This is a genomic window from Pseudonocardia broussonetiae (genome assembly GCF_013155125.1).
Lineage (GTDB): Bacteria > Actinomycetota > Actinomycetes > Mycobacteriales > Pseudonocardiaceae > Pseudonocardia > Pseudonocardia broussonetiae.
This window is the reverse complement of sequence record NZ_CP053564.1, coordinates 2,175,411-2,192,570: the sequence shown is the minus strand read 5'-3', so window position 1 is coordinate 2,192,570 and position 17,160 is coordinate 2,175,411. Positions and strand designations below refer to the sequence as shown.

Annotated in this window: 16 protein-coding genes; 9 read left to right on the top strand and 7 right to left on the bottom strand. The window is 74.8% G+C overall.

What is annotated here, in order from left to right; genetic code table 11:
* Positions 1-7: 7 nt before the first annotated feature.
* From HOP40_RS10820 to mftA, 7 genes are all read right to left on the bottom strand, one after another.
* Positions 8-610 (bottom strand): dihydrofolate reductase family protein, encoded by a 603-nt coding sequence (locus HOP40_RS10820; protein ID WP_172157283.1) that lies wholly within the window; start codon positions 608-610, stop codon positions 8-10.
* Between the two features lie 58 nt (positions 611-668).
* On the bottom strand, positions 669-1,367 hold the full coding sequence (gene mftE / locus HOP40_RS10815; protein WP_172157281.1) for a mycofactocin biosynthesis peptidyl-dipeptidase MftE: 699 nt from the start codon (positions 1,365-1,367) through the stop codon (positions 669-671).
* Positions 1,364-3,274 carry a mycofactocin system FadH/OYE family oxidoreductase 2 gene (locus HOP40_RS10810; protein ID WP_205347152.1) on the bottom strand — a complete coding sequence of 637 codons (1,911 nt, stop codon included), beginning with the start codon at positions 3,272-3,274 and terminating at the stop codon, positions 1,364-1,366. Before HOP40_RS10810 ends, mftE begins: the two co-directional genes overlap by 4 nt.
* The gene (locus HOP40_RS10805; protein WP_205347151.1) at positions 3,268-5,217 is read right to left on the bottom strand and encodes a mycofactocin system FadH/OYE family oxidoreductase 1; all 1,950 of its coding nucleotides are present in this window, start codon (positions 5,215-5,217) and stop codon (positions 3,268-3,270) included. The genes HOP40_RS10810 and HOP40_RS10805 overlap by 7 nt, the downstream gene beginning before the upstream one ends.
* 68 nt (positions 5,218-5,285) lie before the next feature.
* Complete coding sequence (mftC, locus tag HOP40_RS10800) at positions 5,286-6,500, bottom strand: mycofactocin radical SAM maturase (protein ID WP_172157273.1); 1,215 nt, start codon at positions 6,498-6,500, stop codon at positions 5,286-5,288.
* Between the two features lie 31 nt (positions 6,501-6,531).
* Positions 6,532-6,849: a mycofactocin biosynthesis chaperone MftB gene (gene mftB, locus HOP40_RS10795; RefSeq protein ID WP_172157266.1), complete on the bottom strand. Its 318-nt coding sequence runs from the start codon at positions 6,847-6,849 to the stop codon at positions 6,532-6,534.
* A gap of 4 nt (positions 6,850-6,853) precedes the next feature.
* Positions 6,854-6,955 carry a mycofactocin precursor MftA gene (mftA, locus tag HOP40_RS10790; protein ID WP_141279391.1) on the bottom strand — a complete coding sequence of 34 codons (102 nt, stop codon included), beginning with the start codon at positions 6,953-6,955 and terminating at the stop codon, positions 6,854-6,856.
* A gap of 129 nt (positions 6,956-7,084) precedes the next feature.
* On the opposite strand from mftA, the gene HOP40_RS35845 reads away from it, so the two are divergent.
* The 9 genes from HOP40_RS35845 (at position 7,085) to HOP40_RS10745 (ending at position 17,156) form a co-directional block, all read left to right on the top strand.
* Positions 7,085-8,161, top strand: a complete 1,077-nt coding sequence (locus HOP40_RS35845) for a DUF952 domain-containing protein (RefSeq protein ID WP_240157622.1) — start codon at positions 7,085-7,087, stop codon at positions 8,159-8,161.
* 166 nt (positions 8,162-8,327) lie between these two features.
* Positions 8,328-9,620: an NDMA-dependent methanol dehydrogenase gene (gene mdo, locus HOP40_RS10780; protein ID WP_172157262.1), complete on the top strand. Its 1,293-nt coding sequence runs from the start codon at positions 8,328-8,330 to the stop codon at positions 9,618-9,620.
* A gap of 75 nt (positions 9,621-9,695) precedes the next feature.
* Positions 9,696-10,925, top strand: a complete 1,230-nt coding sequence (locus HOP40_RS10775; RefSeq protein ID WP_172157250.1) for an AAA family ATPase — start codon at positions 9,696-9,698, stop codon at positions 10,923-10,925.
* A 67-nt stretch (positions 10,926-10,992) separates the two neighbouring features.
* Positions 10,993-12,522, top strand: coding sequence for a VWA domain-containing protein (locus HOP40_RS10770; RefSeq protein WP_172157248.1), 1,530 nt, complete (start codon positions 10,993-10,995; stop codon positions 12,520-12,522).
* Positions 12,523-12,733: 211 nt separating this feature from the next.
* A complete protein-coding gene (locus tag HOP40_RS10765) occupies positions 12,734-13,735 on the top strand; it encodes an iron-siderophore ABC transporter substrate-binding protein (RefSeq protein WP_205347150.1) in 1,002 nt (333 codons plus the stop codon).
* Positions 13,736-13,824: 89 nt separating this feature from the next.
* A complete protein-coding gene (locus HOP40_RS10760; protein WP_205347149.1) occupies positions 13,825-14,397 on the top strand; it encodes a DUF6328 family protein in 573 nt (190 codons plus the stop codon).
* 48 nt (positions 14,398-14,445) lie between these two features.
* Positions 14,446-15,189, top strand: a complete 744-nt coding sequence (mftM, locus tag HOP40_RS10755) for a mycofactocin oligosaccharide methyltransferase MftM (protein ID WP_172157246.1) — start codon at positions 14,446-14,448, stop codon at positions 15,187-15,189.
* A 126-nt stretch (positions 15,190-15,315) separates the two neighbouring features.
* Positions 15,316-16,515: a sensor histidine kinase gene (locus tag HOP40_RS10750; RefSeq protein ID WP_172157244.1), complete on the top strand. Its 1,200-nt coding sequence runs from the start codon at positions 15,316-15,318 to the stop codon at positions 16,513-16,515.
* Entirely contained in the window at positions 16,512-17,156 is a 645-nt protein-coding gene (locus tag HOP40_RS10745; protein WP_172157242.1) for a response regulator transcription factor, read from the top strand. The genes HOP40_RS10750 and HOP40_RS10745 overlap by 4 nt, the downstream gene beginning before the upstream one ends.
* Positions 17,157-17,160: the final 4 nt, after the last annotated feature.

The following is a 17,160-nucleotide window of genomic DNA, read 5'->3' as shown; positions in this document are numbered from 1 at the left end:
CCGGCTCTCAGCGGGCGACGCGGTAGCGCAGGTGCGTCACCGCCGGGGAGACGACGACCTCCTCCTGCTCCAGCACGAGCCCGTCGAGGCCGTCGAACAGCCGCTCCCCCGATCCGAGGAGGACCGGGACGAGGTGCAGCGTCAGCCGGTCGACGAGGCCCGCGGCCAGGTACTGGCGCACCGTGCTCGCCCCGCCCGCGATGTCGACGCGCCGCTCCCCCGCCGCCTTCCGCGCGCGCTCGAGCGCCGCCCCGATCCCGTCGGTGACGAAGTGGAACGTCGTGCCGCCCGCCATCTCCACCGGCTCCCGCTCCCGGTGGCCCAGCACGAACACCGGCGCGTGGAAGGGCGGGTCCTCGCCCCACCAGCCCGTCCACGAGGGGTCCCACGGCCCGCGGTCGGGCCCGAACATGTTGCGGCCCATGACGAACGCGCCCACCCCGCTGAGCGACTCCTCGACGATGCGGGCGTCGGACTCCGGGCCGTCGGGCACGAACATCCACTCGTGCAGGCGCTCCCCGCCGCGGCCGAGGGGCTCCTCGAGGCTCTGGTCGGGCCCGGCGACGAAGCCGTCGAGGGAGACGGTGAGGTGACTGCTCACGATGCTCATGCCGGGACCGACCGCCGTCGCGGCCGGAACTCATCGGGCCCGATCTGCCCCCTCGCGGTCAGCCCAGGCGGCCGCGGTCGTCGGGGAGCCAGCGGGTGAGGCGCTCGCGCAGCTGCCCGACCATCTCCTCCAGCAGCTCCTCCCCCTCCCGGGCGGTGGCGCCGCGCGGGTCGCCCAGGACGCCGTTGGCGCTGGCCGCGGCCACCCCGCCCCGGACCAGCGTGGGCAGCAGGTCGCGCAGCGGGGCGGTGTTGCCCGGCTCCAGCGACTCCCGACGCACCACCGACGGGTCGAGCGCCAGCAGGATCGCGGTCTCCGTGCGCCCGGCGTGGGCGTCGCCGCGGGGCACCGCGCAGCCGAACCAGGCCACCTCGCGCCCCTCGTGGCGCAGCTGCGCGACGGCGTCGGGGACGGTCGGGAGGTTGCCGCCGTGCCCGTTGACGAACACCAGCCTCGCCGCCCACCGCGCCGCGCTGCGCCCCAGCTCCACCAGCACCGCGCGCAGGGCCTCGTGCCCGATCGACAGCGTTCCCGCGAAGCCCTCGTGCTCTCCGGACGCCCCGTAGGCCAGGGGCGGCGCGACCAGCAGCGTCGGGTCGCCGTCGGCGGCGCGGCGGGCGACGGCCGCGGCGATGCGGGCGTCGGTGTCCAGCGGCAGGTGCGGGCCGTGCTGCTCCAGCGACCCGACGGGGACCAGCACCGTCCGCGGCTCGTCGAGGTCGGTCCAGGTGCGCTCGCCCAGCCGCAGCGCCGTCACAGCCCCACCGCCACGCGGTCGCCCTCGACGACGGCGGCGTGCGCGCGGCGCGGGGCCAGGCAGTCGCCGACGCGGTGCACCGGGCGCGGCCCGTCGCGCAGCGCGGCCCACAGGGCGTCGTCCGGCTCGGGCGGCACGACCGCGACGACGAGGTCGTAGCTGCGACGCTCCTCGGCGCCGGTCGTGTGGTGCAGCACCGTCACCACCAGCGGCCCGGCCGGCTCGGGGCCGGGCGCGATCCCGGTGACGACCCGGTCGGTCGTCAGCACGATCCCCGCCGCGTGCGCGCGCCGGTGGAACAGCTCCGCGTCCAGCGTCGTCCCGAGGTCCTGCGCGACCACCAGCCCCGGCGTCATCAGCTCCACGCCACTTCCCCCCGCCGCCAGCCACTCCGCCGCGGCGGGTGCCTGGTGGAAGCCCAGCTCGTCGTACACGAGCGCGTTCCGCACGGGTGCCACCCTCCCGGACAGCACGTCGCGCACGTCCACCACCCCGGGCACGGGCCACCGGGCGGCCGGCCGCGCGCCCGTCGCGAGCACCACGGCGTCCGGCGCCAGGGCCTCCACCAGCGCCGGGTCGACGTCCACGCCCGTCCGCACCTCGACGCCCGCCGCCCGGCACTCGCCGAGCAGGTCGCGCACCACGTTCGCGAACTCGGCGCGGCCGGGCGCGGCGGCGGCGAGCCGCACGGCCCCGCCGGTCGTGGCGTCGCGCTCGCACAGGACGACCCGGTGCCCGCGCGCCGCGGCGGTGGCGGCGGCGCGCAGCCCGCCTGGTCCGCCGCCGACCACCAGCACCTGCTTCGGGACGCCGGGCGCGGGCAGCGGCACGGACTCGCGGCCCGCGCGCGGGTTGACGACGCAGCCCAGCCACCGGTTGCGCCCCACCCGCCCGACGCACTCCTGGTTGCACCCCACGCACGCCCGCACCGGCGCGGTGCCGAACGCGGGCTCGGCGATCTGCCCGCGGACGACGCCGACGAGGTCGCAGCGCCCGGACTCCAGCGCGGTCTCGGCCTGCGCGGGGGTGGTGAACCGCCCGACGCCGATCACCGGCACGTCGACGGCGTGCCTGATCGCCTCCGGGATCGACAGCGCGTAGCCCGGCGCGAACCGCAGCGACGCCTCGACCAGGTAGAGCGTGGAGGTGGCGACGCCGATCGCGGTGCTCAGGAGGTCGACGCGCCCGGCGAGCGCGAGGGCGGTGGCGACGGCGTCGTCGATCCCGATGCCGTGGGCGCCCAGGGTGTGCGCGGGCCCTTCGTCGCCGCACAGCCGCACGCCGAGCACGCGGTCGGGCCCGATGGCGTCGCGCACGGCGTCGACGACCTCGAGCAGGAACCGGTTGCGGTCGCGCCCGTAGGCGTCGGTGCGGCGGTTGGTGAGCGGCGAGAGGAACTGCCGGACCAGCGACGAGTGCGCGGCCTGCACCTCGACGCCGTCGAACCCGCCCGCGACGCACCGGGCGGCGGTGGCCGCGTAGCCGTCCACGATCCGGGCGATGCCCGCGGCGTCGAGCTCGACCGGGACCTCGCGGAACAGCGGGTCCGGCACCGGTGACGGCGCGAGCACCGGCCGGCGGCTGTGCATGCCGCTGGACTGCCCGCCGTTGTGGGTGAGCTGCGCGAGCACCGCGGCGCCCTCCGCGTGCACGGCGGCGGTGAGCGCGCGGTAGCCGGGCAGGGCGCCGTCGCGGGCCTCGATGAGCTTCTCGTAGGGCCGGTCGTACGGGTCGACGCCGTGCTCCTCGGTGATCACCAGACCGGCGCCGCCCGCGGCCCGCGCGGCGTAGTAGGCGGTGTGCTGCGGGGTCGGGAGGCCGTCGACGGCGTAGTTGGTCAGGTGCGCGGGGAAGACGAGGCGGTTGCGCAGCACCAGGGGCCCCACCTGCAGCGGCTCGTTCAGCACGGCAGCCCCGTGACCGCTTCGTACGCCGCCCGGCGGCCCTCCAGCACGGCCTCGTGGACCGTCCGGGGCGCCACGCAGTCACCCGCGCGGGGCAGGTCGGGGCGGGCGCGCCACAGCGCGTCGGCGGGGAGGCGGTGGCCGCAGTCGACCACCGCGGCGCAGGCGAGGTCCCACCGCTGGCCGGTCCACACGTGCTCCAGCTCCGCCCGGCCCCCGGCGACGCCGACGAGCCGGGCGTACCGCTCGCGCGTCACGCCCGCGCGGTCGAGGCGGGCGTTGGCGGGGGCCAGGTCGCCGGTGAGCGCGAGCTGGGTGCCCGCGACGGGGTCGGGCGTGACGAGCGCGACCGTCCGGCCCGCCGCGGCGAGCTGCTCCGCGATCCCGACGCCCGTCCAGTCCCCGACCGGGTCGTGGACGACGACGGGACCCGGCGGCAGCACGGGCCCGCCGGCGAGCACGGCCGCCTCGAACTCCGCGGCGGCGAGCACCGCCACGTCGGCGGGGTAGGTCAGGGGCGCGGGCCGGGAGCCGGTGGCGAGCACGACCGGGCCGACGAGATCGGCCGGGGCGGCCGTCACCCCGGTCTCGACGCGGACCCCGAGCCGGGCCAGCTCACGCTCCCACCAGGGCACGAGCACCCCCATCCGCGCCCGCCCGGCGACGGCCGCCGCGAGCCGCAGCGCCCCGCCGAGCACCGGCTCCCGCTCGACGAGCCGCACCCGGTGCCCGGCCAGCGCGAGGGCGCGCGCCGCCTCCAGCCCGGCCGGCCCGCCGCCGACGACGAGCACGTCGCGCGGCGGTCCGGGCGGCGCGGGCACCGGCTCCGTCTCGTGCCCGGCGTCGGGCTCGGCGTCGTCGGAGACGATCGGGTTGCGCGGGTCGCGCACGGCGGTGCGGCGGTTCGACAGGGTCGAGGGGCGGATCCGCTCCGGTGTCCCGGCCCGGACGTGGGCGACGAGGTCGGGGTCGGCGATCTGGGCGCGCGTCATCTCGACGAGGTCGCACAGCCCGTCGTCGAGGGCGGCCTGCGCCATCGCCGGGTCGACCACGGACCCCTGCAGCACCACCCTGTGCTCTGCCCTTTGCTCTGCCCTTTGCTCTGCGCACTCATACGCACCGGACGAGCCGGTGCGTATGAGTGCGCAGAGCAAAGTGTTGAAGCCGGGCGGGGTGTGCAGGTCGGGGCGGGTGGCGCCGACGGAGAGGCCGCTGCCCCGCACCGGCACGACGTAGTCGACGGGCGGGAGTGCGGCGAGGGTCTCCGCGGCCGAGTCGGGCGTGATGCCGGCCCACGGCGCGAGCTCGTCGCAGCACAGGCGCAGGCCCAGCACGGGCTCCTCACCGAGCGCGGCCCGGACGGCGGTGAGCACCTCGCGCAGCAGCAGCGCGCGGTCGCGGCCGTGGGCGTCGGTGCGGTGGTTGGTCAGCCCGGAGAGGAACTGCCGCAGCAGCGAGTGCTGCCCGGCGCCGATCTCGACGCCGTCGCACCCGGCGTCGACGGCGAGCGCGGCGGCCGCGGCGAACCCGGCCACCAGCGCGTCGACCTCGGGCTGCTCCATCGCCATCGGCACCTCGCGCGAGGCGACGTCGGCGACGCGGGAGGGGGCCCACAGCGCCCGCTGCCCGTAGGCCGAGGAGCCCTGCGCGCCGGCGTGGCCGAGCCCGGCGAGCACGAGCGCACCGTGCGGGCGGCAGGCGTCGGCGACGGCGCGCCAGCCGTCGGCGCAGTCGGCCGCGAGCGGGGCGCGCTCGTAGGGGTGGTCGGAGTCGCGCACGGACGCCGCCTCGGTGACGACGACGCCCGCCCCGCCGGCGGCCCGCCGCGCGTAGTAGGCGACGTGCCGCGGCGACAGCGAGCGCCGGTGGCCGAGGTTGGTGACGTGGGGGCCGAACAGCACGCGCGACGGGGCGGTGCGCCCGCGCAGCACGACGGGCCCGGCCAACGAGCGAACGGCACTCTCGCCCGAGCTCGCTGGGCGAGAGTGCCGTTCGTCGGAGAGAGCCGGGCCGCTCAGGCTCGCGCCGACGCCTGCGTCAGCGCCGCGGGCGCCGCGAGCGGGCTCGGGTCGCACGACTTGTCGGGGCGGCCCATGCCGATCTGCAGCATCACCGGGGCCTTGGGCGTGCGGGAGTTCCGCGGCGCCGAGCGCGAGTGGTCGACGTCGGACTTCGGGATCTCGACCCCGTCGCGCGCCGCCAGCGCCTGCTCGCCGAACCCGCGGACGCACTCCGGGTCGGGCCCGTCGAGCGGGAGGCCGGTGAAGAACTTGGCCGCCATGCACCCGCCCTGGCACGAGTCGTAGTGCATGCAGGAGGCGCAGGCACCACCGGTCTGAGGCTGGCGCAGCTCGGTGAACAGCTCCGAGTTCTCCCAGATCTCCTGGAAGCCGCCCGGCGAGCGCAGGTTGCCGGCCAGGAAGTTCTCGTGGATCGCGAACGGGCAGGCGTAGACGTCGCCGACCGGGTCGATCAGGCAGACCACGCGCCCCGCGCCGCACAGGTTGAGCCCGGGCAGGGCCTCGCCGAACGCGGAGAGGTGGAAGAACGAGTCGCCGGTGAGCACCGAGTCGCCCTTGGCCACGAGCCAGTCGTACATCTGCTTCTGCTGCGAGGGCAGCGGGTGCAGCTCGTCCCACACGTCCGCGCCGCGGCCCGACGGGCGCAGCCGCGTGATCCGCAGCTGGGCGTTGTACTTGTCGGCGATCGACTTGAACTCGTCGAGCTGGTCGACGTTCTGGCGCGTCATGACGACGGAGATCTTCGGCTGGCCGAACCCGGCCTCGGCGAGGTTCTCCAGCGCGCGGATCGCGGTGTCGTACGAGCCGGGGCCGCGGACGTGGTCGTTGACCTCGGCGGTGGCGCCGTCGAGCGAGATCTGCACGTCGACGTAGTCGGTGCGGGCGAGCTGCTGCGACCGCTGCTTGTCGAGCTTGATCCCGTTGGTCGAGAACTTGACGCCGACGTTGTGGTCGATCGAGTAGTCGAGCAGCTCCCAGAAGTCGGGCCGGACCGTGGGCTCGCCGCCGCCGATGTTGATGTAGAAGACCTGCATCTTCTGCAGCTCGTCGATGACGCCCTTGGCCTCGGCGGTGGTCAGCTCGCGGGGGTCGCGGCGGCCCGAGGACGACAGGCAGTGCACGCAGGCGAGGTTGCAGGCGTAGGTGAGCTCCCAGGTCAGGCAGATCGGGGAGTTCAGGCCGTACTGGAAGTGGTCGACCAGCTTCACAGGAGCTCCGCTCTTCGAGGGTCGTGGACCCTCAGGTGGTGGGGCGGGGTTCGATCGTGCCGCTGGCGGCCAGGCCGGCGAGTGCACGGAGGTAGGCGGGACGCTGCGACTCCTCGACGCCCGCTGCCTCGATGGCGGCGTGCACGTCGGGGTGGTGCTCCAGGCCGCGGACGACCTCGACGAGCGGCAGCGTCTTCAGGAACGACAGCTTGCGCGTCCCGAAGTGGTAGACCAGCGCGCCGAAGGGCTCGGGGCGCAGCGCCACGCTCGGGCTGCAGCGGAACGGCTGCGAGGGGTCGAACGCCGGGTCCGCGGCCTGCGCGGACCCGGCGTCGGAAGCAGCCGCCACGGTGCTAGTAGACACCGCACATGCCGTCGATCGAGACCTCTTCGACGAGGGTCTCCTCGACCACGGGCTCCTCGGGGGCGGACTGGGCGTCGGGTGCGGGGGCCATGGGCGGCTCCTGTCGTCGAGCGATGCGGACGCCGACGACGCTAAGTGGCACCGGGTGCCAAAGACAAGACCCGCCCGCCGATCGACCACCCCGGCCCCTCCGATCGGAGGGGGGCGGAGGATCGCTCCCGTGACCGACGTCCTGCTGCACCTCGCCACCACCGCCGAATGGCGGACGCACCTCGGGCGCGGGGAGGTCCGCCCGTCCGTCGCGGAGTTCGTGCACCTGTCCGGGCCCGACCAGGTGGCCCTCCCGGCGCAGCGGCTGTTCGCCGGGCGGGCCGACGTGAACCTGCTCGTGCTCGACCCCGCGCGGATCGGCGTCGAGGTCCGGTACGAGCCCGGCCTGCCCACCGACCCCGCCTCGATGCTGTTCCCGCACGCCTACGGCCCGGTGCCGGCGTCGGCGGTGCTGGCGGTCCTGCCCTACCGGCCGGAGTTCACGGCCCCGGTGCTCCCCGCGCTCGACGCCGCGGGCCGCGCCGTCGCGGTGCTGACGTCGGTCCTGCGCCGCACCGCCACGTCGGAGGAGCCGGTGACGGGCGGGATCGCGGTGCGGACGGCGTCGGTGCCCCGCTCGAACCAGCACAACCAGCTGCTCGTGAACGGGCCGGCCGACGCCGCGGCGGTGGCCGCCGACGCCGCCCGCGTCCTGGGCGACCGCCCCCGACCTGCGGCGCTGCTGGTCGGCGACCACCTGGAGGACACCGCGGCCGCGCTCGCCGCGGCCGGCCACACCGTCGGCGCGCTGACCGTGATGGCCGCTCCGGCGGGCGGCCCCTCCTCCCCCGGCGTGCGCACCGTCGACCCCGACGAGCTGCGCCCGTTCCGCGACGCCGCGTGGCGCCGCGCGGTCCCCGACGTGGACGCGGAGTCCCTGGCCCAGCTGTCCGACCGCTGGCTGCGCGAGGCCGAGGTCGTCGACCTGCGGTGCCTGGCGGTCGAGCACGACGGGGCCGTCGTCGCGGCGGCGGTGCTCGAGGTCGACGGGGCGACGGCCGTGCTCGACGCCGTCGAGACCGACCCCGCGCACCGCCGCCGCGGCCACGGCGACGCACTGCTGGCCGAGGCGCTGGCGCAGGCGGGCGACGCGGGCTGCGACCTCGTGGTGCTCGAGGCCGACGCCGCCGCGCACCCCCGGCACTGGTACGCCCGCCGGGGCTTCCGCGAGGTGGCCCGCGCGTGGCAGGCCACCCTGTCGTACTGAGGCCACCCTGTCGCACTAGTTGTGCACCTGCCTGGCCGGGGCCGGAGGCGGGGGTCAGCTACCCGATCAGACGGGCTACCCCCGTCCCTCCTCATGGTTTTCCTGTGCCCGGGACCACACGGGTCCTAGCGTCGCGGCGACACACCCGCACGCAGAAAGGGCTGCCATGCAGGTCGAAGAGATGCTCCCGCAGTTCCCGATCAAGGAGTTCCACCCGTTCCCGCGGGCGCTCATGGGTCCGGGGGCGCACGAGCTGATCGGTCCGGAGGCCCTCAAGCTGGGCTTCAAGAAGACGCTGGTGATGACGTCGGGCCTGCGCGGCTCCGACATCGTCCACAAGATCGTCGAGTCGATGAAGTACCACGGCCTCGAGGTCGTCGTGTACGACAAGGTCGAGTCGAACCCCAAGGACTACAACGTCATGGACGCTGTGGGCCTCTACCAGCAGAACAACTGCGACAGCTTCGTCTCCATCGGCGGCGGCTCATCGCACGACGCCTGCAAGGGCGCGCGCGTCTCGGTCGCGCACGACGGCCGCAACGTCAACGAGTTCGAGGGCTTCAACAAGTCCGAGAACCCGAAGAACCCGCCGCACATCGCGGTGTCGACCACGGCCGGCACCGGTTCCGAGACCTCGTGGGCCTACGTCATCACCGACACCACGACGGACCCGGACAACCCCCACAAGTACGTGGCGTTCGACGACTCCTCGGTCACGACGCTGGCGATCGACGACCCGGTGCTCTACTACTCCTGCCCGGTCGACTACACCGCGCAGTGCGGGTTCGACGTGCTCGCGCACGCCTCGGAGCCCTACGTCTCGCGCATCAACTTCGACCCGTCGCTGGGCAACGCGCTGCACGCCATCAAGCTCACCGCGCGCAGCCTGCGCGAGGCCGTGTGGAACCCGCAGTCCTACGCGGGCCGCGAGGGCATGATGAACGCGCAGTACATCGCGGCGCAGGCGTTCAACTCCGGTGGCCTGGGCATCATCCACTCGATCAGCCACGCGGTGTCGGCGTTCTACGACACCCACCACGGCCTCAACAACGCCGTCGCGCTCCCGCGCGTGTGGGCGTTCAACATGCCGGTGCACTACAAGCGCTTCGCCGACATCGCCTCGGCCATGGGCGTCGACACCCACGGCATGACCGACGTCCAGGCCGCCGAGGCCGCGCTCGCCGCGTCCATCCGGCTGCTGCGCGACGTGGGCATCCCGGAGCGCTTCGTCGACGTCAAGCAGGACTCGTACTCCAAGAACCGGCTGGGCCAGGGCCCGACGAAGTTCTACGAGAACGAGTCGATCATCAAGGGTGACGCGGCGGACGTCGACCGCATCACCAACCACGTCCTCGGCGACGCCTGCACCCCGGGCAACCCCAAGGAGTGCACCTTCGAGACGGTGCGCCCCGTGGTCGACCACTGCATGAACGGCGACCTGGACGACCTGCTCACCTGAGTCACCCCGCTTACAGTCATCAGGGGCGCCGGCCGTGGCCGGCGCCCCTGACGCGAGTCACGATCGGAGCAGCGCGTGTTCGAGTCCGGCACTGGACAGTTCGATTCCGTCGACGAGGTCGTCGACGCCCTGGGCGAGCAGGGCTACATCGCCGACAGCCGCCTCGCCACCACCGTGTTCCTGGTCAACCGACTCGACAAGCCGCTGCTGATCGAGGGGCCGGCCGGCGTCGGCAAGACGGAGCTGGCCAAGGCGCTCGCGAAGGCCACGGGCCGGCGCCTGCTGCGCCTGCAGTGCTACGAGGGCCAGGACGAGACCAAGGCCCTCTACGAGTGGGACTACGGCAAGCAGCTGCTCTACACCCAGATCCTGCGCGAGAAGATCGGCCAGGTCGTCGCCGACGCCCCCACGCTGGAGGACGCGGTCGACCGCATCGGCGCCCAGGAGAGCGTGTTCTTCTCCGAGCGCTTCCTCGCCTCGCGTCCCCTGCTGGAGGCCATCCGCTCCGACGAGCCGGTCGTCCTGCTGATCGACGAGGTCGACCGCGCGGACGAGGCGCTCGAGGCGGTGCTGCTGGAGACGCTGGCCGAGTACCAGGTCTCCGTGCCCGAGGTCGGCACCTTCACCACGAAGACCCCGCCCTACGTCGTCCTGACCAGCAACAACACCCGTGACCTGTCGGCCGCGCTCAAGCGCCGCTGCCTGCACCTGTTCCTCGACTACCCCACCGCCGAGCGCGAGCTGGAGATCGTCCGGAGCAAGAAGACCGGGCTGCCGGACGCGCTCGCCGAGCAGCTCGTCGGGATCGTCCGCGGGCTGCGCCAGCTCGAGCTGCGCAAGTCGCCCTCGATCTCGGAGACGATCGACTGGGCCCGCACGCTCGCCGTGCTGGGCGTCGAGGAGCTCAACGCGACGATCCTGTCCGACACCGTCTCGGTCGTCGTCAAGTACGACAAGGACGTGCGCAAGGCGATCGGCGCGCTGCCGACGCTCGTCGACCCGAACGCCACCGTTCCCGAGAAGGGCCACGGACACGGTCACGGGCACGGCCACGGGCACGACGACCAGGACGCGCCCGCGCCGGCGTCGCGGCAGTCCTCCGCGCGTGACGACGACGAGGACGAGGACGACGGGGGCCGCGCGGTGCGCGCGGCCAAGGACACCCCCGGGCGCTTCGGCAACACCTACGGCAGCAACCCGCTCGGCGGCGACACCGGCGCGAAGCCGATCACCCCGCCCAAGGTGCCCGCCGAGCGCGGCACCCGCAGCTTCGGCGCGGGCCTGGGCCGGAAGCGCGCGCTGTGACCACCCCCGTGAGCGGCGACCGCGGCCCTGGCCACGATCGCCGCTCACGAGCACCGGAGGTGCACTGATGGAGAACGCGCTGCACCGCTTCGTCCGGCTCCTGCGGCTGCGCGGGATGCGCATCTCGATCCCCGAGGCCCTCGACGCGATGGCGTGCGCCGCGCAGCCCGGGATGATGGCCGACAAGGAGCAGCTCCGCGCCGCCCTGCGCGTCGCACTGGTCAAGGACCGGCGCGACGAGGAGGTCTTCGACGACATCTTCGACCGCTTCTTCGCGCTGGTGAAGGTCGGTGACGACGCGACCGGGCACGGCCACGGGCACGGCCACGGCGACCTCTCCGACACCGGCGAGCTCGAGTCGTTCACGCTGTCGGAGGAGCCGAGCAACACCCCCGAGCAGGGCCACGAGCACGGCAAGCCGGCCGACATCCGCGACTACTTCGACCCCGACGACCTGGCGCAGCAGTACAACCTGCACCAGGAGGCCAACAAGATCGACATGGCCGCGATGACCGACGAGATCGTGCTGTCCAAGGACAGCCAGGGCATCGACGGCGAGGGCCAGCGCGTCCAGATCGAGACCGACAGCCTGCACAACGCCGGCATGCCCGGCGACATCTCCCAGCAGCAGGGCACGAAGGTCGACGCCGACCTGTCGGTCGCGCAGCAGGAGATGCTGCTGGGCTGGCTGAACTCCACCGACGGCGAGTCGCAGGACGGCACCGAGGACGACGCCGCGGCCCTGCGCCGCCGCATGACCGGCGTGCTCGCCGGCCTCCCCGAGGCGCTCAAGAAGCACCTCGAGGCGCTGATGGCGCTGGAGAACAAGGTCGTCGAGGGGGCGGAGGCGGAGAAGGTCCGCGAGGTCGACCGCGTCGGGGAGCACGAGCGGATGGAGCTCGAGGAGTCGATCCGCCGGCTCGCGCACACGCTGCACGGCGGGCTGACGCACAAGCGCAAGGTCTCCAGCCGCGGGCGCATCGACTCCGGACGCACGATGCGCCGCAACATGCGCTTCGACGGCATCCCGTTCTCCCCGATCACCGTCACGCGCTCGGAGGACAAGCCGCGGCTGGTGATCCTGGCCGACGTGTCGCTGTCGGTGCGGGCAACGGCCCGGTTCACGCTGCACCTGGTCCACGGGCTGCAGAACCTGTTCGGCCAGGTGCGCGCGTTCGCCTTCGTGGCCGACATGGTCGAGGTCACCGACCTGTTCGAGGACCACCCCGTCGAGCAGGCCCTGGGCCTGATCTTCGGCGGCGACGTCCTCGACGTGGACGCCAACTCCGACTACGGCAAGGCCTTCGGCACGTTCCAGGAGGAGTACGCCTCGGCCGTCAACCGGCGGTCCACCGTGATCGTCCTGGGCGACGGGCGCGGCAACGGCAACGACCCCAACACCGAGGCGTTCGCCGAGATCACCCGTCGCGCGCGGGAGACGATCTGGCTCACCCCGGAGCCCCGCTACTCGTGGGGCCTCGGTGCGTGCGACCTGCCCGAGTACGCCGAGTACTGCTCCCGGGTGCGGGTGGTCCGCGACCTCTCCGGCCTGGAGACCGCGGCGCACGAGATGGCGGCGGAGCTCGTGGGGCGCTGATCGGCGGGCCGGGGGGCGCGCTCGCACACCGCCCCACCCCTATTGGGTGAGGGCAGGCTGGGTTAAGTTAGGGCGTCCTACCACCTAGAGGAGGCCCCGTGCCCGAGCCGACCTTCCGACCCGTCGACGCCGTGGCGGACGCCCCGCTGCTGCACCGCTGGCTGCCGGGCGGCCGCGACGTCGACGGCACCGACCGCTACCTCTGCCTGACGTGATCACCCGCCGTTCGCTGCTCACCGGCGCCGGAGCACTGGGACTCGGCGCCGCACTCGCCGGCTGCGCGGGCGGCACCACCGCGCCGCCGCAGGCGAGCACCCGCACGATCACGCACAAGCTCGGCACCACCGAGATCAGCGGTACCCCGCAGCGGGTCGTGACCATGGGGCTCACCGAGCAGGACTACGTGCTCGCGCTCGGCGTCACCCCGGTCGGGGTGCGGGAGTGGTTCGGCGGGCGCCCGGGCGCCCTGTGGCCGTGGGCCGCGGAGCGCGCCGACGGCGTGCCGGAGGTGCTGGCGGTGACCGAGCCGAGCTACGAGCAGGTCGCCGCGCTCGCGCCCGACCTGGTCCTGGGCGTCAACTACTCGATGACCCCGGAGGAGTACGCGACGCTGAGCGCGATCGCCCCGACCGTCGGCCCGCCTGTCGGGCACGCCGACTACGGCGCCCCGTGGCAGGTGATCACCGAGGTCGTCGGCACCGCGCTCGGGCGCGAGGAGCAGGCGGCCGCGCTGGTGGCGCCGGTCGAGCAGGGGTTCGCCGACCTGCGGTCGACGATCCCCGCAGGGCGCACCGGGCTGCTCGCCGCCCGGCTGGAGGACGGCACCTACTACGCCTACGCCGAGGGCCCCGCGCCCGCGTTCCTGGCCGACCTCGGCCTCGCTCTCCCACCCGCAGCCGAGGCCCTGTTCACCGGCCCGGACCGGCCGCCGGTGGAGCTGAGCCCCGAGCAGCTCGGCGTGCTCGACGCCGACGTGCTCGTCCTCGGCCTCTACGGCGCGTTCGCCACCACCGGCACCGTCGACGACCCGGTGTTCGGGAACCTGCGCGTCGCGCGCGAGGGGCGGGCGATCCTGCTGCCCGAGCAGAGCACCACCAACGGCGCGCTGTCCTTCGGGTCGGTCCTGAGCCTGCCCGTCGCGCTGGCGGAGATGCGCCCGCGCCTGGCCGCGGCGCTCGACGGCGACCCGGCGACGGCGGTGCCGCCGGCCTGACGGGTCACCCGATCGCCCGTACCGGACGACCGGCCCCACGGGGGACTATTCCGGCCACGGCGACGACGCCGTCCGGCAAGGAGGTCCGCATGGGTGGCACGGGCAGCGCTACGGAGCGCCTGAACCGCAACTGGGACGACCTCCTCCAGGAGCTCCGGGTCGCGCAGACCGGGGTGCAGCTGCTCACCGGGCTGCTGCTCACGGTGCCGTTCCAGGCCCGGTTCGACGCGCTGGTGGCCCACCAGCGCGTCGTGTTCCTGGTGGCGATCAGCCTGTCGGCCACGGCGACGGCGCTGCTCATCGCGCCGGTCGTCCTGCACCGCGTGCTGTTCCGGCGCAACGCGCGGCGGCCGCTCGTCCGCTCCGGTCAGCGGTTCGCCGTGGCCGGGCTCATCGTGCTCGGGCTGGCCGTCGTCACGGTCATCGACCTGATCTTCGAGGTGGTGGCCGGGCCGCTGGCCGGGATCGCCGCCGCCGCCGTCGCCGCCGTCGTGTTCCTGACGCTGTGGGTGCTCGTGCCGCTCACGGTGCGGGAGCGGAACGCCGCCGACGGCGACCGCATCGAGGACGACGAGGACGACGAGGACGGAGACGGCGACGGGGCCCGCGACGGGGCCGGGCCGCACCGGGCCGGGTCGAAGGCCGCGGTGCCGACGGCCTGACCGTTCCGGCAGGTGCTCCGGGCGGCCCCCGCCGCCTAGGCTCCGACGATGACCACCGCCACCGCGCCCCGGCTCACGATGGGCGCCGACGGCCGGCTCCGGCACCGCATCGGCCCGGGCGAGATCAGCAACGACCTCGCGGGCTGGATCGCCGACGACCTCGTCGCGCCCGGGCACATCGAGGCGTCGGCGTTCGAGCGGACGTTCGTCTCGGTCGTCGCGTCGGTCGACCCGGGCTGGACCGCGTTCTACCGCAACACCCTCGACGAGCTGGGCCGCGGAGGCGCCCCCGGCGGCACGAACGCCGGGATGGCGCCCGTGCACGACCGCGCCGTCGAGCTCGCGCTCGGGTCGGTGGTGGAGCTGGGGTGCTGCTTCGGGTTCCTGTCGCTGCAGCTCGTCGCGGCCGGCCACGAGGTCACGGCCGTCGACCTCTCGGCGGGCACGGTCCGGCTGCTCTCCCGCGTCGCGCCCGCCCTCGACCTGCCGCTGCACACCCTCACCGGTGATGCCACCGCCGTGCCGCTGGCCGACGACAGCGCCGACACGGTCTTCGCCGTGCACCTGCTGGAGCACCTGCCGCCCGCGCTCGCCCCGGTCGTCGTCGGCGAGATGCTGCGCCTGGCCCGGCGACGGGTGGTCGTCGCGGTGCCCTACGAGGACGAGCCCAACGCCGCCTGGGGCCACGTCCGGACGTTCGACGCCGCCGCGCTCGACGCGCTCGGCGCCGCCACCGGCCGGCCCTACCGCGTCGAGGACCACCACGGCGGCTGGCTCGTCGTCGACGCCTGAGCGCCGGATCCCCCGGAGCCCGGCACGGGACGCTCCCGCGGCGGCACGAGCGTGGTCCACACCGGGCCGACCACCAGCCCCCCACTCGACCCACTCGTGACGCGCGGGCCCCGTTGTCGTGGTGGGATGAGGAGCGTGACCGGCCGGGAGAGGTTCGAGGACGGGCTGCGCGCGGTCGCGTTCCTGGTGGTGGGCGTGGTGCTGTACCTCGTCCTGCCCGACGGCGTGATCCGGTGGCGCACCGACCTGCCCGAGCCGTCGACGGCGGTCGCCCTCGGCGTCCTGGCCCTCTCGTGCTCGGGGATCGCCCTGCGCCGCAGCCACCCCGTGGTGGGGCTGCTCGTCACCGTGGGGGCGCTGTTCCTCGGGCCGTTCGCCGTCGGCGTCACGCACACCGGGTCGCTGCTGGCGCTCGGGGAGTCCCTCTACACCGCCGTGCTGCACTCCACGCGCCGCGCGAGCCGGTGGGTGGCCGCGTGCACCGGCGTGCTGACGGCGCTGGTCGCGCTGCGCATCCTGCTCGTCGAGGACGCCGCGTCGGCGGTGCGCACCGTCCTGAGCCTCGGGCTGCTGCTCGCGATCCCGGTGTTCTGGGGCCTCGAGGTGCGCCACCTGCACGAGCGGGCCGAGGCCGAGCGCGACCGCGCCGAGCAGGAGCGCCGGGCGGCCGAGCGCGACCGCGCCGCGGCGGTGGCCGCCGAGCGCAACCGGATGGCCCGCGACCTGCACGACGTCATCGCCGGGCAGCTCTCGGCCATCGCGATCCAGTCCGAGGCGGCGCTGACCGTCCCCGACGCCGACCCCGCCCTCCTGCGCCGGGTGCTGACGCAGGTGCGCCAGGGCAGCGTGGCGTCGCTGGCCGAGATGCGGACGCTGATCGGGCTGCTGCGCGCGGGCCAGGACGACGAGGAGCGCACCTCCCCCGGCGGGCTGGAGCGGGTGGGGGCGCTGGCCGACGGGGGACGCGCCACCGGCCTGACCGTCGAGGTGGACGACCGGCGCCCGCCCGGCGACCTGCCCGCCGCCGTCGACCTGGCCGCCTACCGGATCGTGCAGGAGTCGCTCACCAACGCCGCGAAGCACGCGCCCGGCTCGACCGTGCGGATCGTGCTGCGCCACGACGACGGCGCGCTGCGGGTGGACGTCGACAACGACCTGGTCGACGCCGGGGCGGGCGCCTCCGGCGGCGGCACCGGCACGGGGCTGCTCGGGCTGGCCGAGCGCGCGGCGGCCGTCGGCGGGCGGGTCGACGCCGGGCCGCGCGGGCGGTCGTGGTCGGTGCGGGCCGTGCTGCCGGCCCCCTCGCCGGTCCCGGTGCCGCGGTGAGCGTGCGCGTCGTCGTCGCCGACGACCAGGCCGCGATCCGCACGGGGCTCGTGATGATCCTCGGCTCGGCCCCGGACGTGGAGGTCGTCGCGGAGGTCGGCGACGGGCTGGCCGCCGTCCGCGCCGCCACCGAGCTGCGCCCCGACCTCGTGCTCATGGACGTCCGGATGCCGGGGATCGACGGCATCGAGGCGACGCGCCGGCTCGTCGCCGACGGGGTGTGCGCGGTGCTCGTGCTGACGACGTTCGACATCGACGCCCACGTCGACGACGCGCTCGCCGCCGGCGCCGCCGGGTTCCTGCTCAAGTCGGTGTCGGCCCCCCAGCTGCTCGACGCCGTGCGCGCGGTGGCGCGGGGCGACGGCGTGCTCGCCCCCGAGGTCACCCGGCGCGTGCTGGCCCGCCTCGCCGCCCCCGCCCGGCGCCCCGCACCGCCCGCCGGCCTGGCCGACCTGACCCCGCGGGAGACCGACGTCCTCGCGTGCCTGGGCCGCGGCCTGTCCAACGCCGAGATCGCCGACGAGCTGGTGATCACCGAGGCGACCACGAAGACGCACGTGTCACGCGTGCTGGCGAAGCTCGGCGTCCGGTCGCGGGTGCAGGCGGCCATCGCCGCGCAGGACGCGGGCCTCGCTCCCTGAACGA

Excerpts from the sequence above, each read along its gene's own strand:
- HOP40_RS10820 (WP_172157283.1), bottom strand. The coding sequence starts at position 610 with ATGAGCATCGTGAGCAGTCACCTCACCGTCTCCCTCGACGGCTTCGTC.
- mftA (WP_141279391.1), bottom strand. The coding sequence starts at position 6,955 with ATGGCCCCCGCACCCGACGCCCAGTCCGCCCCCGAGGAGCCCGTGGTC.
- mdo (WP_172157262.1), top strand. The coding sequence starts at position 8,328 with ATGCAGGTCGAAGAGATGCTCCCGCAGTTCCCGATCAAGGAGTTCCAC.
- HOP40_RS10770 (WP_172157248.1), top strand. The coding sequence starts at position 10,993 with ATGGAGAACGCGCTGCACCGCTTCGTCCGGCTCCTGCGGCTGCGCGGG.
- HOP40_RS10760 (WP_205347149.1), top strand. The coding sequence starts at position 13,825 with ATGGGTGGCACGGGCAGCGCTACGGAGCGCCTGAACCGCAACTGGGAC.
- mftM (WP_172157246.1), top strand. The coding sequence starts at position 14,446 with ATGACCACCGCCACCGCGCCCCGGCTCACGATGGGCGCCGACGGCCGG.
- HOP40_RS10750 (WP_172157244.1), top strand. The coding sequence starts at position 15,316 with ATGAGGAGCGTGACCGGCCGGGAGAGGTTCGAGGACGGGCTGCGCGCG.